The sequence below is a fragment of the Propionibacterium freudenreichii subsp. freudenreichii genome (assembly GCF_000940845.1).
GTDB lineage: Bacteria > Actinomycetota > Actinomycetes > Propionibacteriales > Propionibacteriaceae > Propionibacterium > Propionibacterium freudenreichii.
In genome coordinates this window covers 1,659,954-1,678,833 of record NZ_CP010341.1, presented here as the reverse complement: position 1 = coordinate 1,678,833, position 18,880 = coordinate 1,659,954, and the positions used below count along the sequence as shown (strand labels likewise).

Sequence of the window (18,880 nt, the reverse complement as noted above, 5' to 3'; positions counted from 1 at the left end):
CGGGCCATGTCAACGCAGGGGAGGGGACAGCCGTGACGCACGAAGCCACTGGCCCCGATCCCTCGACGATCCACGTGCCCGTCATGGCGGCCCGCGTGGTCGAGCTGTTGAGCCCGGCCCTGGACCACCCCGATGCCGTCTACGTCGACGGCACCCTGGGCATGGCCGGGCACGCCGAACTCATGTTGACCGCGAATCCGCAGGCCCGCCTGGTCGGCATCGATCGTGATCGCGATGCCCTCGACCTGGCCTCGCGCAGGTTGGCCCCCTTCGGCGCTCGGGTGCACCTTGCCCGGGCGCGCTTCGACGAATTGGGCCGGGTGCTCGACGACGCCGGCATCGCCACCATCGACGCGGCCCTGTTCGACCTCGGGTTGTCCAGCCTCCAGATCGACCGTGCAGACCGGGGCTTCGCCTACCGGGTGGACGCCCCGCTCGACATGCGCATGGACACCCGCAGCGAGCTCACTGCGGCGCGCGTGCTCAATGAGTACTCGCCCGGTGACCTCGTGCGTGTCCTGCGCGACTACGGCGAGGAGAAGCAGGCCACGCGCATCGTGCGGGCCATCGTCGCCGAACGTGAACGGGAGCCATTCACCGATTCGGCACGCCTGGTCGACCTGATCCTGCGGGCAATCCCCGCCGCGGTGCGCACGAAGACGAAGGGGAACCCCGCCAAGCGGACCTTCCAGGCGCTGCGCATCGAGGTCAACGGCGAGCTGGAGGCATTGTCCACAGTTCTTCCTGTCATGCTGGGCCGTATGGGCCCAGCAGCCAGGGCGGCGGTACTCGCGTACCACTCGCTGGAGGATCGCATCGTCAAGCAGGTGTTCACTGCCGCCACGAGCGATTCGGCACCGGCGGGACTGCCCGTCGTCCCCGACGAGATGGCGGCCCGGTTCGCGCCGCTCACCCGGGGCGCCGAGAAGCCCGATGCCGCCGAGATCGCGGAAAACCCCCGTTCCGCGTCGGCCCGCCTGCGCGCGATCGAACGGATCCGTCCCGATGTCGCCCCGTCCGCAGGCAGCCGGCACGGTCACAGAAGAGGTGGTCGACGGTGAAGAAGCTCCTCGGCGCGGTGCGCACGAGCATCAATGCGGCGCGTGAGAAGGCCGGCGCGGCCACCTCGGGACGCCGCCGCATCTCCGGAATCCCCTTCATCCTCGCCCTGGTGATGCTGCTGGGCGTCGGCATGGTGGGGGTGCTGCTGTTCAATACACGCATCCAGGACCAGCAACGCCAGCTCGACGAGCTGCAGGCATCGGCGCAGCGGCTTGATTACCACGAGGCGGCACTGGAGCAGAGCGTCGACCAGTTGGGCACCACCGACACCTTGGGGGCCAAGGCGGCGAACCTGGGCATGGTGCCGAACCCGAACCCCCTGGTGATCCAGATGCCCCAGGGCTCGGTGAACGGTAAGCCGCAGGCCGCCGATGGCACCGCGATGCCCGGCATTGCAGTGCCCTCGACCATCAGCAGCGCGACGCCGACCTATCGGCCCGCCAGCCCGACGCCCACCCCGACGCCCGGTGCTGCCACCGGCACGCCGACCGCCTCGCCAACGGAGGGACGATGATGGCCGGGCAGCCCAACAAGCCATCACGGGGCAACTCCTCGGGCAGGAACCCCTCGCGCAGCAATCCTTCCGCAGGTACCGGTTCCCGGCGCCCCGGTGGCGCACGCCGGCCCTCCGGTGGCCCGCGCCCCGGTTCCGGGCAGCGGGGACGACAGCGCTCGTCGGGCGCCTCCACGCGCGAATCGTTGAACCAGGCCCTGTCGACGATGCGCCTGAAGATCGGCGACTCCACCAAGCGCATCCGGATCTTCTTCGTCGTGATGGCCGTGGCGATCACCCTGCTCGCGGGACGGGCCCTGGTGGTGCAGGGCATCAATTCCCAGGCGGTGGCCGCCGCCGCTGCCGCCAGCATGAAGGTCTCGCTCGACCAGGACCGCGTGCTCAAGCCGGTGCGCGGCGCCTTCCTGGACAGCAACGGCGAGGTCCTGGCCACCAACCTTCCGGCGGTGAAGGTGATCGCCGACCCCTACGCCATCTCGCTCAACGGCTACAACGCCGACTCGTTGTCCGCGAACGCCAGGAGCACCCTGGCGCAGAACACCCCCAAGCAGATCGCCGACGTGCTGGTGGCCCACCTGGGTGGCACTGCCGCCGACTACCTGCCCCAACTCAGCCGGGTCACCGGCGCCAACGGGCAGCCGAACCGTTACGAGGTGATGGCCTCGAAGGTCCCCGCCGACGTCTACCAGCAGATCCTGGCCGACATGGCCAAGCAGACCGATGCCCTGGAGGACACCGGCCTCAATGGCATCACCAAGGAGGACGATCCACAACGGATCTATCCCTCCGGCACGCTCGCCTCCAATGTGCTGGGCTTCGTGAACTCCGAGGGCTCGGGAGCTGCGGGGTTGGAGTCCTATGCGAACGGCAACCTGGCCGGCAGCGAGGGCTTCGAGCAGTACCAGACCAGTCAGTACGGGCGCATCCCCCTGGGCAACTCCACCGTCAAGGAAGCGACCAACGGCACCAGCTACCAGCTGACCCTCGACTCCGAGCTGCAGTACCAGGCCCAGCAGCTCCTCAACTCCCAGGTTGCCAAGTGGCAGGCGGTCACGGGCACCACCATCGCCATGAACGTGAAGACGGGCGAGGTGCTGGCCATGGCCACCACGCCCAGCTTCGATTCCAACAAGCCCGGTGACGTCACCGATGCCGGCACCCTGGGCAATCGGGCCGTGAGCGCCGCCTACGAGCCCGGCTCGGTGCAGAAGGTGTTCACGATGGCGGCCCTGCTGGACGCGGGGCTCATCTCACCCGACACGAAGGTGCAGGTTCCCGCCGGGGTGCAATCGGGTGGCAGCGTGATCCGCGATGCCGACCTGCACTCCGACACCAAGTACATGACCGCCCGCGGGGTCATCTACAACTCGTCCAATGTGGGTGCCACCCTGCTGTCGCGGCTCATGGACAAGGACACCTTCCACCAGTACATGGCCGATTTCGGCCTTGGTTCGACCACCGGCATCGAACAGCCTGGTGAGTCGGCCGGATACCTGCCCGGTACCGACATGGAGGACTACACGAAGGACCAGATGGCCTTCGGACAGGGCGTCTCGGTTACCGCCATCCAGATGGCGGCCGGGCTGTCCGCGGTGACCAATGGTGGCGTCTACCACGAGCCCACCCTCATCAAGAGTGCCACCGATGCGTCCGGCAAGAACGTCGAGCTTCCCGCGCGGTCCAGCCGTCGGGTGATCTCCGAGGACGCCAGCGCCCAGCTGCGCAACATGATGGAGGCGGTGGTTGCCGCCGGCCCGAATGCGGCCAATACGATGATCACCGGCTACACGATGGGTGCCAAGTCGGGCACCGCCCAAACCATCAACCCCAATACCGGTGCCTATGACTCTGACCTGTACATGTCGTCCTATGTCTCGGTCGCCCCACTGGATGACCCCCAGATCCTGGTGTATACGGTGATGCAGGTGCACGGACAGTACGGCGGCACCGTTGCCATGCCCACCTCGCGCGACCTGATGAAGATCGCCCTGCCCCGCTATGGTGTTCTGCCTGAGGCTGATGTACCCAAGGACACCGATCCCCTCACCTATTCACCGTGATGACGACAAATCAGAACCCCACGAACCGCCCGCGCGCAGCACGGCCGGCACATGTGCAACCCATTTCACTGGCCGGCGCTGCGGACGGATTGTCGGTCCGCCTTCCGGCCGGCGCCGATCACCTGCAGATCGTCGACGTCTACCTCGATTCACGCTCCGTGCTGCCGGGCAGCCTGTATGTCGGCCTGCCGGGCACCCGCACGCATGGCGCCAACTTCGCCGCGCAGGCGGCAGCGCTCGGGGCAGTGGCCCTGCTGACCGACGCCGAGGGCGCGGAACTGGCCGCCGACGCCGGACTGCCGATCGTGGTGGCCGAGCAGCCCAGGGTGGCGATGGCACACATGGCCGCCCGCGTGTTCGGCGACCCCACCCGCGACCTGTTGATGATCGGGATCACCGGCACCAATGGCAAGACCACCTGTGCCTTCCTGATCGAAGGGGCATTGATCGCCGCCGGCCACCGCGTCGGCACCATCGGCACGATCGGTTTCCGGCTCGAGGGCGAGCCACTGCCCAGCTCACGCAGCACCATCACGACGCCCGAGTCCTGCGACCTGCAGGCCCTGTTCGCCGTGATGCGCGAGGGTGGCGCCGATGCCATCGTGATGGAGGTCAGCTCGCACGCGCTGGCCCTGGACCGTGTCGAGGGCGTGCACTTCGACGTGGCCGCCTTCACCAACCTGGGACGCGACCACCTCGACTTCCACAAGACCCAGGAGGCCTATTTCGAGGCCAAGGCCAAGCTGTTCCGCCCCACCATGACAAGCCGCGCAGTCATCAACGGCGACGACCCGTGGGGCAGGATCCTGGTGGAGCGTGCCGACGCGGCCGGTGCCCCGCACGTGGTGACCACGGGATTTGATCCGGAGCGCGACTACCGGGTGCTCGACTCGACGCCGACCATCGAGGGCGGGGAACACATCGAACTCGCTACGCCCGGTGAGGCGATGGCCTTCGATATCGCCCTGCCCGGCCAGTACAACGTCGCGAACGCCGCCACCACGATTGCCGTGCTCGCCCAGGCTGGCGTCAACCTGGACCGGGCTGTGCCCGGCCTGGAGAAGGCGCTGGTTCCAGGACGCATGCAGCGCGTTGACCTGGGGCCGGACAGCCCCAGGGTCTATGTGGATTTCGCCCACACCCCGCAGGCCGTCGAGTCTGCGCTGTCGGCCCTTCCCGGACGCACGCTCGTCGTCCTGGGGGCCGGTGGCGATCGCGACGAGGCCAAGCGCGGACCGATGGGCGTGGCCGCCGCCCGCCACGCCGACGTGGTGGTGGTCACCGATGACAACCCGCGCACCGAGGACCCTGCCACGATCCGGGCCGAGGTGCTGGCCGGGGCCCGGCAGGTGCCCGACACCGAGGTGATCGACGGACTCGACCGCAGGCATGCCATCGGCCTGGCGCTGGGGATGGCACACGCCGGCGACGCCGTCGCGATCCTCGGCAAGGGCCATGAGACCACCCAGGAGATCAACGGGGTGCTGCACCCCTTCAATGACGTCACCGTCGTGCAGCAGGCCTGGACGTCCGACCATCCGGATGCTGCGCCCGCAGACCACGAAAAACCAAGGACAAGGGGAATCTGACGTGCGTGTCACTACTACCGGCGATCTGGCCGAGCTGGTCTCGGCCCATGGCACGCCCTGTCGATTGCAGGGCAGTGCCGCCGTGCCGGTGGGACCCCAGGTGGTTATTGACACGCATCAGGTGACGCCCGGTGCGCTGTTCGTCGGCCTGCCCGGCGAGCATGTCGACGGCGCCGACCTGGCCCCGCAGGCCGCCGGTGCCGGAGCAGCTGCGGCGCTGGTCGGCCACGACGTCACGGCCGGGCTTCCCCGCCTGATCGTCGAGGATGCCGGCAGAGGACTGTCCGCCCTGGCCACCGGCGTGGTGGCCACCGAACTGGCGCGTGGACTGATCACCTTCGCGATCACCGGGTCCAGCGGCAAGACGTCCACCAAGGACCTCCTGGCCCAGGTGCTGGAGGCCACCGGCCCCACGGTCAGCCCGGCCGGCAACCACAACAACGAGATCGGCGTGCCGCTGTCGGCGTGCGGGGTGGACGCCACCACGCGCTACCTGGTCAGCGAGATGGGTTCGCGGGGCAAGGGCGATGTCGCCACGTTGTGCCGCATCGTGCCGCCCAGGATCTCCACCGTGCTCAATGTCGGGACCGCCCATCTGGGCGAATTCGGCAGTCAGGACGCCATCGCCGAGGCGAAGGGCGAGATCGTCGAGGCCCTTCCCGCCGATGGCTGGGCCGTGCTGAACGCTGACGACCCACGGGTCGCCGCGATGGCACCACGCACCAATGCCCATATCGCCCGTTGGACCACAACCGGTGCCGCACGGGCCTCCGACGCCGAACTGTTCGTCAGCGCCGACCACATCACCACCGATGCCCTGCAGCGGGGCTCCTTCCAGCTGCGGGTCACCCGCGGCGGCGCGACCAGTACGCACCCGGTGCGGCTGCGCCTGATCGGTGCCCATCAGGTGCTCAACGCTACGGCTGCGGCCACGATGGCGCTGGCGGCCGGGCTCGATCCCGCCGCCGTGGCCGCATCACTCAGCACGGCGACCACCCGCTCTCCGCTGCGCATGGAACTCCATGAGCTGCGCGGCGGCATCGCCCTGATCAATGATTCCTACAACGCCAACCCGGATTCCATGGCTGCGGCACTGCATGCGGTGGCTGCCATGGGCGCGGCGCGGCACGACGAATATCCCCGGGCCCGCACCATCGCGATCTTGGGGGAGATGGGCGAGCTGGGCACCCAGTCCGCGCGGTTGCACGCCCGGGTGGCCCGGCTGGCCGCCGATCTGGGGATCGACATCGTCATTGCCCTGGGCGACCATGCCGGGACGATGGCGCAAGCGGCCCGTGAGGGCGGCGCACAGGCGCGTGCGGCACGCAAGGAGGAGGTGGCTGACAGCCTCGAGCTCGTCCCGGGCGATATTGTGCTGGTGAAAGCCAGCCGCTCGATGGCCCTTGAGGACATCACTGCGCAGCTGCTTTCGCTTGATGCCGCTACAACCCATCACGCGGCCGGTAAGGAGGAACTCCCGCGATGATCACGATCCTCGGAGCGGGAGTTCTGGCGTTACTGATAACGCTGATCGGCACCAAGTTCTTCATTGTCTTCCTGGTGCACCGCGGCTATGGGCAATTCATCCGCGACGACGGACCCACCAGTCACCGCAAGAAGCGTGGCACCCCCACGATGGGGGGCCTGGTGGTCATCGCTGCGGCCGTGCTCGCCTATTTCCTGTCGCACCTGATCACCAATACCCGCATCACCGTGTCGGGGGTGCTCGTACTCGGGGTGCTCGTCGCCACCGGTTTCCTGGGCTTCCTGGACGACTGGAGGAAGATCTCCAAGCAACGGTCCCTGGGGCTGAAGCCCCGCGGCAAGTTGATCGGCCAGCTCTCCATCGGCGTTACCTTCGGGGTGCTGTCCCTGATCTTCCCCGCCGCCGCGGGCGATGTCCGTTCGCACCCGGCCAGCCAGTACGTCTCCTTCCTGCATGACATCGACTGGCTCCGGCTGCCCGTGGTGCTGGCCATCCTGTGGATGACCTTCCTAATCACCTCCGCGTCCAATGCGGTCAACCTCACCGATGGCCTCGACGGGCTTGCCACCGGGGCCTCCACCATGGTCTTCGGTGCCTTCGCGCTGATCGCGATCTTCGAGTCGAACCAGTGGTGCCTGACCGGCAGCCACCTGCCGCGTTGCTACGACGTGCGCGATCCCTCCGACCTGGCGGTGGTGGCGATTGCGCTGGCGGCGGCCTGTTTCGGCTTCCTGTGGTGGAATGCGAAACCCGCCAAGATCTTCCTGGGTGACACGGGTTCGCTCGCCCTGGGTGCGGCAATGGCCGGGTTGGCGATCTTCACGCGCACCGAACTGTTGCTGATCGTGCTCGGCCTGCTGTTCGTCATCGAGACGCTCTCGGTGATGATCCAGGTGGGCTATTTCAAGCTGTCGCATGGCAAGCGCGTGTTCAAGATGGCACCGCTGCACCATCACTTCGAGCTCGTCGGGTGGGACGAGCCGACCGTCGTGGTGCGTTTCTGGATCATTTGCGGGGTGTCCGTCGCCACGGCACTCGGTCTGTTCTATGGCGGTTGGGTGTGGGGATGGTGACTTCGGTCAAGGAATGGATCGCTGGGGCCGATCGGACGTCGCCCTGGCCGCAGGCACATGTGGTGGTCGCCGGCCTGGGCACGTCGGGTTTCGCCGCTGCCGACGCATTGCTCGAGTTGGGCGCACGCGTCACGGTGATCGACGACGTGGATGCCGAGGCCATGCACGACCATGCCAGGATCCTCGAGACCCTCGGTGCCACGCTGCGGCTCGGGCCGGGTTCCAGCCAGCACCTGCCGTCCGACGCCGATGTGGTGGTCACCTCACCGGGCTGGCGTCCCGACGAATCGCTCCTGGCGGCCGCGGCCTCGCGGGACCTGGCCATCTGGGGCGAACCCGAACTGGCGTGGCGCCTCATGCATCCCGACCGCGTGATTCCCTGGATCGGAATCACCGGCACGAATGGCAAGACGACGACCACCCAGATGGTGGACTCGATCCTGCGAGCCGCCGGCCACAAGTCGGCCGCCGTGGGCAACATCGGACGGCCCATCATCGAGGCCATCAACGACCCGGCGGGGTACGACGTGCTGGCGGTGGAGCTGTCGAGCTTCCAGCTGCACTGGTCGGATTCCCTGAGCCTGTACTCGGCGGCCGCATTGAACCTGCATGCCGACCACCTGGAGTGGTACTCCTATGCCGGTGACACCGACGCGGCCATGGTGGCCTACGGGGCCGACAAGGCGAAGATCTTCCACAATGTGCGCACGGCATGCGTCTACAACGTCGCCGAACCCGCGACCCGGACGATGGTCGAGGAGGCGGAGGTGATCGAGGGCGCCCGCGCCATCGGCTTCACCCTGGGCATTCCCAAGGTCGCCGAGGTGGGCGTGGTGGACGACATGCTCGTCGACCGGGCCTTCGTACAGGAACGACAGACCTCGGCCATGCCGGTCGCAGCGCTGTCCGATGTGCATCCCTTCGCGCCCCACAACGTGGAGAATGCGCTGGCCGCAGCGGCCCTGACCCGCAGCTTCGGGGTTCCCCCGCGGGCCGTCGCACAGGGCCTTCGTGACCTGCACCTGGGTGGACACCGCATTGAGACGGTCGCCCAGTCCGATGGCATCACCTGGGTGGATGATTCGAAGGCCACCAACCCCAATGCGGCGAATTCCTCGATGCGCGCCTACGAGCACATCGTGTGGATCGCCGGTGGACAGACCAAGGGCACCAGCTTCGACGAACTGCTCACCCGCCATGCCAAGCGCCTGCGCGGGGTGGTGCTGTTGGGCGTCGATCGGCAGGTCATTGCCGATGCTTTGCGGCGACACGCCCCGCGGGTGCCGGTGGTCGTGCTGGACGGGAAGCAGACTGGGGTGATGGATCAGGCGGTGCAGGAGGCGTCCCGCATGGCACGTCCCGGCGATACCGTCCTGCTCGCGCCGGGAGCGGCGAGCAAGGACATGTGGACCGGTTACGCGGCGCGCGGTGACGACTTCGCCAGGGCCGTGAAGAGTCTGCTGGCATCGGGTGACGCCTAGTCCGTCCGGGCCAGACGCCCTGATCTGCGCGCAGTGCCGACGGCGTGGCACCCGGGAGTGGCGCACCAGCGCCCGGGGCGCAGCCCATGACGTCCCGACGCCGGGGACGCATGGACGCAGGACGGATGGACACAGGCACGTGGACACAGGCACTGGCAACAGGTACATGGGGCACAGGCAGGGGGAGGGTTGATGTCGACCGCGACCGATGATCGCGCAACGCGGGACCCGGACACGTCCGGGGGCGGGGCATCGTCCCTGTCGCGTGCCTTCGCGCACCCGCTGGCCGACTACTACCTGTTGCTCACCTGCTCGGGCCTGCTGCTCGCGCTGGGTGTGATCATGGTGCTGAGTTCGTCGTCGGCCTATGCCGCGGCGAACATGAATGATTCCTACTACTTCTTCACCCGCCAGGTCGCCTTCCTGATCGCCGGGGTCCTCGCCTGCGGTTGGCTGGCGCGGCGCAGTGAGGACTTCTTCAAGTTGTTCGGCTGGGTGGTGCTCATCGGATCCATGGCTGCCCAGCTCCTGGTGCTCCTCACACCACTCGGAACGCCTCCCTCGGGCATCAGCTCCAAGGGCAATCGCAACTGGCTCTACCTCGGTCCGTTGAGCATGCAGCCGGCCGAGTTCGCAAAGCTCGGGCTCATCGTGTGGGCCGCCGCGATCCTCGCCACCCGGGGCACCACCATCCGCGAGCCGAAGCGACTCTTCGTGCCCTACCTGGTGGGCTTCGGCGTCGTGCTCGGCATGGTCCTGGCCGGGGGTGACCTGGGCACCGCCGTGATCATCGTTGCCATCATGATCGCGATGCTGTGGTTCGTCGGCGCACCGGGATGGACCCTCGCCGGCATCATCGGCGTGGCCGGCCTGGGTGCACTGGGCATGGTCGTCACGAGCGCGAACCGGATGGCCCGGGTCAAGGCCTTCCTGTCGGGCTCCGGCGCATCCTCGGAGCAGCCCCTCCACTCGATCTACGCCCTGGCCACCGGTGGCTGGTGGGGCGTGGGGCTGGGACGCTCCCGCATGAAGTGGGGCGGCCTGTACGACGGGGTGCTCAACGACTATGTCTTTGCCGTGCTCGGTGAGGAGATGGGGCTCATCGGCACCCTGACGCTCATCGTGCTGTTCCTGGTCTTCGGCATCGCGGGGGTGCGCATTGCACTGCGCAGCAAGGGCACCTTCTGGCGCCTTGCCGCAGCCGGCATCACCGCATGGTTCCTGGTGCAGGCCTGTGCGAACATCGCGGTGGCCATGAAGCTCCTGCCGGTGATGGGCGTGCCCCTGCCGTTCATCAGCTACGGCGGCTCATCCCTGCTGGCGAACCTCATGGGTGTGGGCGTCCTGCTCGCCGCCGCCAGGAACGAGCCGGATGCGAAGGTCGCGCTGAATACCCAACGCCCGCCGGCTGCAGAGCCGGTACGGGTGACATCGGTGGTCGACAGGAAGGGGCGGTGATGGTCAACGTCGTGTTGGCCGGCGGCGGAACGGCGGGGCACACCTCGCCGTTGATCGCCACGGCGGAGCAATTGGCCATGGCCGACCCGGGTGGCTCCCTGGTCTGCGTCGGCACCGCCAAGGGCCTGGAAACCCGCGTCATCCCCGAGGCCGGACTGAGGCTGGAACTCATTCCGCCGGTTCCCCTGCCCCGTCATGTGAATGCCGACCTGTTCAAGGTGCCCACGAGGCTGGTGGGTGCTGTCCGCGCGGCCTCGCGCATCCTGCGCACAGCCCACGCCGATGTCGTGATCGGCTTCGGGGGCTATGTGTCGATGCCGGTCTACCTGGCGGCGCGCCGGATGCACGTGCCGGTGGTGGTACACGAGCAGAATGCCCTGCCCGGACTGGCCAATCGCATCGCCGCACGCTTCGCGGCGGCCGTGCTCACCACCTTCCCCGACACCCGGTTGCCCCATGCCCAGCGCGTCGGCTTGCCGGTGCGCGATGCCATCGCCGAGCTGGCCGAGCAGGGTCGCTCCGCGCGGCGGGGCCCGGCCCGGGACAGCTTCGGGCTGCGCCGTGACCTGCCGGTGCTGTTGGTCAGCGGCGGCTCCTCGGGGGCCCGATCCATCAACCGCGCAACCGTGGCGGCCCGTGACCAACTCCTGGCCGCCGGCGTCCAGGTGCTGCACGTGCTGGGCCTGAAGAACTTCCATGACGACAAGCCGGTGACCGATCAGCAGACCGGAGCCGGCTACCACCCGGTGGCCTATGTCGACGACATGGCCTCGGCCTATGCAGCCGCCGATCTCATGCTGGCCCGCAGCGGTGCCGGCACCGTCGTCGAGACGGCCGTGGTGGGCCTGCCGGCAATCATGGTGCCCCTGCCGATCGGCAATGGTGAGCAGGCCCGCAATGCCGCCCCCCTGGTGGGGGCCGACGCCGGGATCATCGTGCCTGACGACGAGCTGGGCCCGCAGCGCCTGATCAGGGAGGTGGTACCGCTCATCAACGACGCGGACCGCCTGTCCACCATGGGGGAGGCCGCGCAGCGCGTCATGCCTGCGGGCGCCGCCCAGCGAGTGGCGAACGTGGTGTTGCAGGAGGCCTCACGATGAGTTTGCGCGAACCGATCCGGCTGGTGCGTCCCTCCGAGCTCGGGGCGGTGCACTTCATCGCCATGGGCGGCTCGGGCATGAGCGGGCTGGCATTGGCCTACCACGAGCTGGGCGTGCCGGTCAGTGGCTGCGACCAGGTTGACTCCAAGACCCTCGAGCAACTGCACGACGATGGCATCACCATCTGGGTGGGGCACGATCCCGCCCAGCTCAAGGACGTCGACACCGTGGTGATCTCCAGCGCGATCCACCCCGACAACGTCGAGCTCGTCGCGGCCCGCGAACGGGGCCTTCGCGTCTGGCACCGCAGCGCCGCCCTGGCCGCGCTGATGCTCGACCACGAGGCGGTCTCGGTGGCCGGCACCCATGGCAAGACCACCACCACGGCCATGATCGCCACGATGGCCACCACCGCCGGCGCCGACCCCAGCTATGTGGTCGGTTCCCCGCTGGCGTCGACGGGGGAGAGCGCCAGGATCGGGAAGGGCACGCCCTTCATCGTCGAGGCCGACGAATCCGACGGCTCATTCCTGCAGTACCCCACCCGGATCGCGGTGATCACCAATGTGGAGGCCGATCATCTCGATAACTGGGGCAGCGCCGAGCACTATGCGCGCGGGTTCGAGCGCTTCGCGACCGGACCCACCGTCCGCGACGTCGTGATCGATGCGGACGATGCCGGGGCCCGGGAGCTCACCGGGAAACTGCGGCGCCTTGCGTCGGGGCCTACGGTCACCACCTACGGGGAGGCCGACGACGCCGACGCACGTCTGTCCGACATCGAGTTCTCCGGCATGCACTCCTCGGCCACCCTGCATTTCCAGGGCCATGAGTACGCCTTGCGCCTGTCGGTGCCGGGGCGCCACAACCTGTGGAATGCGGCAGCCGCCTTCGTGACCGGACGACTCCTGGGGCTGGCCGCAGACGACCTGCTGCGGGGTGCGCAGGCATTTGCTGGCACCCTGCGCCGCTTCCAGCCCCTGGGCTCGGCCACCCTGCCCGACGGGCAGGTGCACGTCTTCGACGACTATGCCCATCATCCGACCGAGATCCGCGCGGCCCTGAACGCAGGACGCCGGGTGGCTGGCGACCACCGTCTGGTGGCCTGCTTCCAGCCGCACCTGTACAGCCGCACCCGGGAATTCGCCACCGAGTTCGGCCGGGCCCTGGCCCTGGCCGACCTGGTGGTAGTCACCGACATCTATGGCGCCCGCGAGGAACCGGTGCCCGGAGTGAGCGGCAAGCTGGTGGCCGACGCCGCCGTCGAAGCGGGCGCCGACACCTACTACGTGCCGAACAAGGCCGAGCTTCCGGTCGAACTGGCTGCGCTGGTGCGCGGCGGTGACTTCGTCCTCACGCTGGGTGCCGGTGATGTGACATTGGTGGGTCCGATGCTGCTACGGCTGCTCCGCAAGCGCCATTCCCGGGAGAACCGGTGAGCGCCGACCCGGTCCTGCCGCCCGCCGCTATCGATCCCGCACTCCAGGTGCGCCGCCAGGCCCGGTTGCGCAGGCGTCGGCGGCGACTGGGCTGGACCGCCGCGGCGGTCGGCCTGCTGCTGGTGATCGGATGGGTGTTCTACCTCTCCCCCTTCCTCACCGTCTCCCAGGTCAACGTCGAGGGTGCCCACGTGGTCACCGATGACCAGGTGCGCCAGGCCGCCGGCATCGCCAAGGGGAGCTCGCTGGCCGGACTCAATGCCCACGCGATCGAACAGCGCGTCGTGAAGCTGCCGGTGATGGCCTCCTGCCACCTGACACGTTCCTGGCCCAGTTCGGTGACCCTGCAGGTCACCGAACGCAAGCTCGTCTACCAGGCGCAGGACGCCGGCAGCTTCCAGTGGACCGATGAGACCGGAGCGGTCTTCAATATGACCAAGGATTCCCAACAGGCCCCGATCGCCCACCTGCCGGGCAATGCCAGCCAGCAATTGCGCGCTGATGTGGCCACGGCGCTTGACTCCCTCAGCCCCCAGGTCAAGACGCGGGTGCAGTCGGTTTCCGCCAGTTCCAGTGACAACATCCTGTTGCAGTTGGATAATGACCAGGCGGTGTTCTGGGGCAGTGCGGACCAATCCGGCGACAAGGCGGCCCTGCTGCCCGTATTGCTGGGACAGGGCGGCGCAACCTTCGACATCTCATCGGTGTCGCATCCCGCGGTGAAATAGGTGGATCGGCTGTGCAGATGCTGCGAAAGCCCCAATGTCTCGACCCATGGTTGAGGCTCTCAGGCGGGTGGCAGGGTCCCAGTGGACACCCCCGCCCGGCCTTCCATAGCCTGACACTGCGCAGCGGGCCGCCCGTGTCGGTGGAACGAAGAGCGTTCATGAGCATTTCGACACGGTCGTTGATTCGGCACGATCAGCAAGAAAGAGGCGGACTCTCGTGACAGCAGCGTCGCAAAAGTACCTGGCGGTCATCAAAGTGGTGGGCGTTGGCGGCGGTGGCGTCAATGCGGTGAACCGCATGATCGAAGAAGGCCTCAAGGGCGTTGAATTCGTGGCGGTGAATACCGACGCGCAGGCATTGTTGCTCAGCGACGCCGATGTGAAGCTCGATATCGGCCGGGAGCTCACCCGCGGACTCGGCGCCGGCGCCGATCCGGACAAGGGCCGCCAGGCGGCCGAGGATCACGCCGACGAGATCGAGGCCACCCTCAAGGAGGCCGACATGGTCTTCGTGACGGCTGGCGAGGGCGGTGGCACCGGCACCGGTGGCGCACCCGTGGTGGCCAAGCTGGCCCGTTCCCTGGGGGCCCTGACCATAGGCGTCGTGACGCGCCCCTTCGGCTTCGAGGGCAAGCGTCGGGCCAAGCAGGCGGAGGAGGGCATCCAGCGCCTGCGCGAAGAGGTCGACACCCTGATCGTCATCCCCAACGACAAGCTGCTGGAGATGACCGACCGCCAGGTGGCCATCCTGGACGCCTTCAAGCAAGCCGACCAGGTGCTGATGCAGGGCGTCTCGGGTATCACCGACCTGATCACCACTCCGGGGCTGATCAACCTTGACTTCGCCGACGTGAAGTCGGTCATGAGCGACGCCGGCTCGGCCCTCATGGGCATTGGCTCGGCCCGCGGCGAGGACCGTGCCCGCACCGCCGCCGAGCAGGCCATCAACAGCCCGCTGCTGGAGGCGACCATAGACGGTGCCAGGGGAGTCCTGCTGTCGATCGCCGGTGGTTCCGACCTGGGCTTGTTCGAGGTCAGCGAGGCGGCGAACCTCATCGAGGAGGCTGCCGCCGACGACGCCAACATCATCTTCGGCACCGTGATCGACGACGCCCTGGGCGATGAGGTGCGCGTGACCGTGATCGCGGCCGGCTTTGACGCCAACCATGGTCCCCAGGACGGCAAGGTGCGCAAGCCCGCCGCCAGTCCGAACCCGACGGCCACCCCGCGCCAGAACCCGGGAGCCGGCGAGGCACCCGCCCACGCACAGGCCCCCGCGGCGCAACCGGAGACCACGGTGCGCACGCCCCTGGTTCCCCAGGGCCACGCCCCCGAGGCCGGCCCCGAGTTCGATGAGCCGACCCGACGCACCAATCCGCCGGCACAGCCCGCTCCCCAGCGCACGCAGTTGCCGCCCGACGATGACGACGATCTCGACGTTCCTGATTTCATGAAGTAGAACTGGTCCATGTTCAGTTACCTGCGTGAGCCGACGCCGCGCGGGGTCGGCGATGTGGGCGTGGCCTTCACCGACCGGCGTGGCGGCGTGTCCGTGGGCGGATTCAGGTCCCTCAACTTCGGGCGCACCGACGTCGACGAGCTCGCGGCATTGCGCACCAATATGTCCCTGCTGCGCGCCCGGCTGGGGATCGCGCCCCTGCAGACGGTCCATCAGGTGCACGGCACCATGATTCGCCACATCGATCGGGTCGATGACCTCCAGGGCCCTGAGGGCTGGCTGGGTGACCTGGTCCCCGGTGGTGCTCCCGTGCCGGTCGCCGACTCCATCGTGTGCACGCTGCCCGACGTGCCCCTGGCCATTCGGGTGGCCGACTGCGTTCCCGTGGTGCTGGCCGATGTGCACGCCGGGGTGATCGGTGCGGCCCACGCCGGGCGCGTCGGCCTGCTGACCCGGGTGCTGCAGGCCACCGTCGACGCCATGGCCTCCCGGGGTGCCACGTCGCTGGAGGCATGGGTGGGTCCCCACATCTGTGGGCGCTGTTACGAGGTGCCCGACGACATGGCCGCCCAGGCCTACCGGGCGTTGCCCGCCCTGCGGGCGCGCAGTCGCTGGCACACGGCCTCGCTCGACCTCGGCGCAGGCACCCAGGCGGTGCTCGAGGCGGCCGGGGTGCGGGTGCACCGTGTCGATCCCTGCACCCTGGAGCACCCCGACACCCTGTTCAGCCACCGGGGGAGCAGGGGCCGCGCCGGACGCCAGATAGGCCTCATCTGGCGCGACGGGAGCACGTCGTGAGCCGCCCGACGGCCGTCGCGTCGTGGCGTGCGCGGGGTCATCGAATTCAGGGCGCCACGCCGCAATGCGCCGTGTGGCGCGCTGGCCAACCGGGTAACCTCTTGGGTGCCGCACACCTGATGGGGCGCGACGCAAGGAGAAGGGGCTCTTCATGCCGGAACTAGTCAAAAAGGCCGCAGTATGGCTGGGTCTTGTGACCGACGACCGCTACGACGAGGAAGCCCCCGAGGAGGAGTACTCCGAATCCGTGTACATCGAGGACGGCCAGGCCGGTGCTGAGCAGCCCCCCGTCCGCGAGTTGGCCGCCAACGGTGCCGGCGTCGAGACGGGTGCCGCGACCACCGATGTGGCAACGAAGGACCATCCCCACGCCCAGGTGACCCAGACTGCGGACCTGGCCCGCATCATCAGCGTTCGACCCCGCACGTACAACGAGGCCCGCACCATCGGGGAGGCTTTCCGCGACGGCACGCCGGTGATCATGAACCTCACCGACATGGACGACTCCGACGCCAAGCGGCTGGTCGACTTCGCCGCCGGGCTGATCTTCGGATTGCACGGCTCCATCGAGCGCGTCACCTCGAAGGTCTTCCTGCTGAGCCCCCGCAACGTCAATGTCACCGCCGAGGACAAGCAGCGCCTGGCCACCTCGAGCTTCTTCAACCAGAGCTGACCCGTGCTGATCGCCTACACCGCGCGCGTTTTGCTGATCCTGCTCAATGTGTACCTTGGGCTGCTGTTCGTGCGAGCCATCATGTCGTGGGTTCCCCTGTTCGCGCCGAACTGGCGCCCCCGGGGACCGATCCTGGTGATCTTCGAGATCATCTACACACTGACCGATCCGCCCCTGAAATTCGTGAGTCGCGTCATCCGGCCGGTGCACATCGGCTCGGTCGGGTTGGACATGGGATTCCTCGTGGTCGTGCTGGCCATCATCGTGGCCCAACGAGTGCTCGTCATCTTCGCCTGAGCCCCCGTTCGACCCTCAACCAAGGGTCGAGCTTTGCCGGGTCGGCGCGACCTGGTGGGTTCCGGAAGGGTAGCCTCTTTCGGTGTCCCCGCAGTTGCGGGTAAGAGAATCACAGCAGCGAGGTTTGGAGCGCACAATGACGCTGTCCCTTGATGAGGTCCGCAGTATTCGTTTCCCGTTGGCCCGTAAGCCCAATGAGGATGGCTACCGTGCCAGTTCGGTTGACAAGTTCATGGATGACCTTGAGGTCAGCTATGCGCAGCTGACCGAGGAACTGGACAAGCTCAAGCAGGGCGGCGCTGCAACCGGCAGCGATGACGCCAAGGTCTCTGAGCTCACCAGCCAGATCGAGGACCTCACCGGGAGCAACAAGAAGCTCACCTCTGATGTGGAGCGCCTCACCGGCGAGAACGAGCAGTTGCGGGGCCAGCTCAACGAGCTGCGCACCTCCGGTGGTCGTGATTCGGCCGCCAACCAGCAGCTCACCACCGAGAACGAGCATCTGCGCAATGAGCTCGAGGGCCTGCGCAGCCAGCTGTCCGAGGCCCAGTCGCGGGCGGCGCAGAACGCAGCGGCCGCCACCGCATCGCAGCCGATCGTGTCGGCCGATGGCGAGCAGCACATCACCGTGACCGCTTCCGCCGAGGCAGGCGCTTGGGCAGCCCGACTGCTCGAGATGGCCACCCAGCAGGCCGATCAGCTGGTCTCGGAGGCCCACGAACAGGCCGACAGCCTGGTGGCCCGCAGCAATGCCGATGCCGAGCGCACGCGCTCCGAGGCCAAGACCAAGGCGGACGCCATGGTCGAGGAAGCCACCCAGAAGGCCGCGCGGCTCGACTACGAATCGCGTAACAACGCGGAGCGCATCACCGGCGACGCACAGCGTCGCGCCGACAACCTGGATTCCGAGGTCGCCGCAAAGCGCACGGAGTTGTTCCAGGCGCTGGAGGTTCAGCGCGACCAGCTCGCTGACCGCATCAAGGCCCTGCGCGGCTTCGAGTCCGACTACCGCACCACCATCAAGAACGAGCTGGAGAGCTCGCTGAGCAGGTTCTCCAAGCTGAGCCTGTCGCCGGAGTCCGAGGACGATAGCCCGCGCCTGCACGCACTGCTGGAAGACCGTAAGTCCGAGTAGGCATCTGCCGGGCTTGACGGCGGGTGTAGCCTCTGCCATCAGTTGTAAATCCACGACCAAGAGAGTTGGAACTGATGGCAGTGAAGGGCAAGACAGCGTCCGTAACCACAGTCGACCTGCCAGTCCTCGAGGGTGAGAAGCCGTGGACTGCGGAGGAGATTGCCGAGGTCCGCGAGGAGCTGGTCTCGGAAATCGCACGCATGCGCAAGGCCGTTGAGACCTCGGATGAGGAATTGGCCACGCTGATGGACGAGGGCATCGAGGCCACCGGGAAGGATCCCGGCGACGTCGGATCGTCCAACTTCGAGCGCGACCAGGAAATGAGCCTCAACGCGAATACGCGTGAGTTGTTGGAGCAGAACGAGTCGGCGTTGCGTCGCCTCGATGAGGGTCAGTTCGGGTTCTGTGAGAACTGCGGAAATCCGATTGGCAAGGCACGCCTCGAGGCCTTCCCGAAGGCCACCATGTGCGTGAAGTGCAAGACGCGCCTGGAACGGCGCTGAGCCGGCGCATTGCAGACGTGGCCAC

The 18,880-nt window shown here is 67.8% G+C and carries 17 protein-coding genes; all 17 read left to right on the top strand.

Annotated features, from left to right (window positions below; genetic code table 11):
* Positions 1-32: 32 nt before the first annotated feature.
* Positions 33-1,061 (top strand): 16S rRNA (cytosine(1402)-N(4))-methyltransferase RsmH, encoded by a 1,029-nt coding sequence (gene rsmH / locus RM25_RS07290; RefSeq protein ID WP_375710243.1) that lies wholly within the window; start codon positions 33-35, stop codon positions 1,059-1,061.
* Positions 1,058-1,576, top strand: a complete 519-nt coding sequence (gene ftsL, locus RM25_RS12605) for a cell division protein FtsL (RefSeq protein WP_013161422.1) — start codon at positions 1,058-1,060, stop codon at positions 1,574-1,576. The genes rsmH and ftsL overlap by 4 nt, the downstream gene beginning before the upstream one ends.
* Positions 1,573-3,636 (top strand): peptidoglycan D,D-transpeptidase FtsI family protein, encoded by a 2,064-nt coding sequence (locus RM25_RS07280; RefSeq protein WP_230954668.1) that lies wholly within the window; start codon positions 1,573-1,575, stop codon positions 3,634-3,636. Before ftsL ends, RM25_RS07280 begins: the two co-directional genes overlap by 4 nt.
* Before the next feature lie 53 nt (positions 3,637-3,689).
* The gene (locus RM25_RS07275; protein ID WP_230579918.1) at positions 3,690-5,225 is read left to right on the top strand and encodes a UDP-N-acetylmuramoyl-L-alanyl-D-glutamate--2,6-diaminopimelate ligase; all 1,536 of its coding nucleotides are present in this window, start codon (positions 3,690-3,692) and stop codon (positions 5,223-5,225) included.
* Between the two features lies 1 nt (position 5,226).
* On the top strand, positions 5,227-6,711 hold the full coding sequence (locus tag RM25_RS07270) for a UDP-N-acetylmuramoyl-tripeptide--D-alanyl-D-alanine ligase (RefSeq protein WP_230579917.1): 1,485 nt from the start codon (positions 5,227-5,229) through the stop codon (positions 6,709-6,711).
* Positions 6,708-7,784, top strand: a complete 1,077-nt coding sequence (gene mraY / locus RM25_RS07265) for a phospho-N-acetylmuramoyl-pentapeptide-transferase (protein WP_044636244.1) — start codon at positions 6,708-6,710, stop codon at positions 7,782-7,784. The genes RM25_RS07270 and mraY overlap by 4 nt, the downstream gene beginning before the upstream one ends.
* Positions 7,766-9,265, top strand: a complete 1,500-nt coding sequence (murD, locus tag RM25_RS07260; RefSeq protein ID WP_036942427.1) for a UDP-N-acetylmuramoyl-L-alanine--D-glutamate ligase — start codon at positions 7,766-7,768, stop codon at positions 9,263-9,265. The genes mraY and murD overlap by 19 nt, the downstream gene beginning before the upstream one ends.
* A 192-nt stretch (positions 9,266-9,457) precedes the next feature.
* A complete protein-coding gene (locus RM25_RS07255; protein WP_013161416.1) occupies positions 9,458-10,723 on the top strand; it encodes a peptidoglycan glycosyltransferase FtsW in 1,266 nt (421 codons plus the stop codon).
* The gene (gene murG / locus RM25_RS07250; RefSeq protein WP_013161415.1) at positions 10,723-11,823 is read left to right on the top strand and encodes an undecaprenyldiphospho-muramoylpentapeptide beta-N-acetylglucosaminyltransferase; all 1,101 of its coding nucleotides are present in this window, start codon (positions 10,723-10,725) and stop codon (positions 11,821-11,823) included. The genes RM25_RS07255 and murG overlap by 1 nt, the downstream gene beginning before the upstream one ends.
* Entirely contained in the window at positions 11,820-13,262 is a 1,443-nt protein-coding gene (gene murC, locus RM25_RS07245) for a UDP-N-acetylmuramate--L-alanine ligase (protein ID WP_013161414.1), read from the top strand. The genes murG and murC overlap by 4 nt, the downstream gene beginning before the upstream one ends.
* Positions 13,259-13,990 (top strand): cell division protein FtsQ/DivIB, encoded by a 732-nt coding sequence (locus RM25_RS07240; protein ID WP_044636243.1) that lies wholly within the window; start codon positions 13,259-13,261, stop codon positions 13,988-13,990. Before murC ends, RM25_RS07240 begins: the two co-directional genes overlap by 4 nt.
* Before the next feature lie 217 nt (positions 13,991-14,207).
* Positions 14,208-15,449 (top strand): cell division protein FtsZ, encoded by a 1,242-nt coding sequence (ftsZ, locus tag RM25_RS07235; RefSeq protein WP_013161412.1) that lies wholly within the window; start codon positions 14,208-14,210, stop codon positions 15,447-15,449.
* A 9-nt stretch (positions 15,450-15,458) separates the two neighbouring features.
* Positions 15,459-16,247, top strand: coding sequence for a purine nucleoside phosphorylase YfiH/LACC1 family protein (locus tag RM25_RS07230; RefSeq protein WP_013161411.1), 789 nt, complete (start codon positions 15,459-15,461; stop codon positions 16,245-16,247).
* A gap of 151 nt (positions 16,248-16,398) precedes the next feature.
* Positions 16,399-16,920, top strand: coding sequence for a cell division protein SepF (locus RM25_RS07225; protein WP_013161410.1), 522 nt, complete (start codon positions 16,399-16,401; stop codon positions 16,918-16,920).
* Positions 16,921-16,923: 3 nt separating this feature from the next.
* Positions 16,924-17,217, top strand: coding sequence for a YggT family protein (locus RM25_RS07220; RefSeq protein ID WP_013161409.1), 294 nt, complete (start codon positions 16,924-16,926; stop codon positions 17,215-17,217).
* 136 nt (positions 17,218-17,353) lie between these two features.
* Positions 17,354-18,352 carry a coiled-coil domain-containing protein gene (locus RM25_RS07215; protein WP_013161408.1) on the top strand — a complete coding sequence of 333 codons (999 nt, stop codon included), beginning with the start codon at positions 17,354-17,356 and terminating at the stop codon, positions 18,350-18,352.
* 74 nt (positions 18,353-18,426) lie between these two features.
* On the top strand, positions 18,427-18,855 hold the full coding sequence (locus RM25_RS07210) for a TraR/DksA family transcriptional regulator (protein ID WP_013161407.1): 429 nt from the start codon (positions 18,427-18,429) through the stop codon (positions 18,853-18,855).
* Positions 18,856-18,880: the final 25 nt, after the last annotated feature.

Coding starts and splice junctions, on each gene's coding strand:
- RM25_RS07230 (WP_013161411.1), top strand. CDS start 15,459: ATGTTCAGTTACCTGCGTGAGCCGACGCCGCGCGGGGTCGGCGATGTG.
- RM25_RS07225 (WP_013161410.1), top strand. CDS start 16,399: ATGCCGGAACTAGTCAAAAAGGCCGCAGTATGGCTGGGTCTTGTGACC.
- RM25_RS07215 (WP_013161408.1), top strand. CDS start 17,354: ATGACGCTGTCCCTTGATGAGGTCCGCAGTATTCGTTTCCCGTTGGCC.
- RM25_RS07280 (WP_230954668.1), top strand. CDS start 1,573: ATGATGGCCGGGCAGCCCAACAAGCCATCACGGGGCAACTCCTCGGGC.
- murG (WP_013161415.1), top strand. CDS start 10,723: ATGGTCAACGTCGTGTTGGCCGGCGGCGGAACGGCGGGGCACACCTCG.
- mraY (WP_044636244.1), top strand. CDS start 6,708: ATGATCACGATCCTCGGAGCGGGAGTTCTGGCGTTACTGATAACGCTG.
- RM25_RS07255 (WP_013161416.1), top strand. CDS start 9,458: ATGTCGACCGCGACCGATGATCGCGCAACGCGGGACCCGGACACGTCC.
- RM25_RS07210 (WP_013161407.1), top strand. CDS start 18,427: ATGGCAGTGAAGGGCAAGACAGCGTCCGTAACCACAGTCGACCTGCCA.
- murC (WP_013161414.1), top strand. CDS start 11,820: ATGAGTTTGCGCGAACCGATCCGGCTGGTGCGTCCCTCCGAGCTCGGG.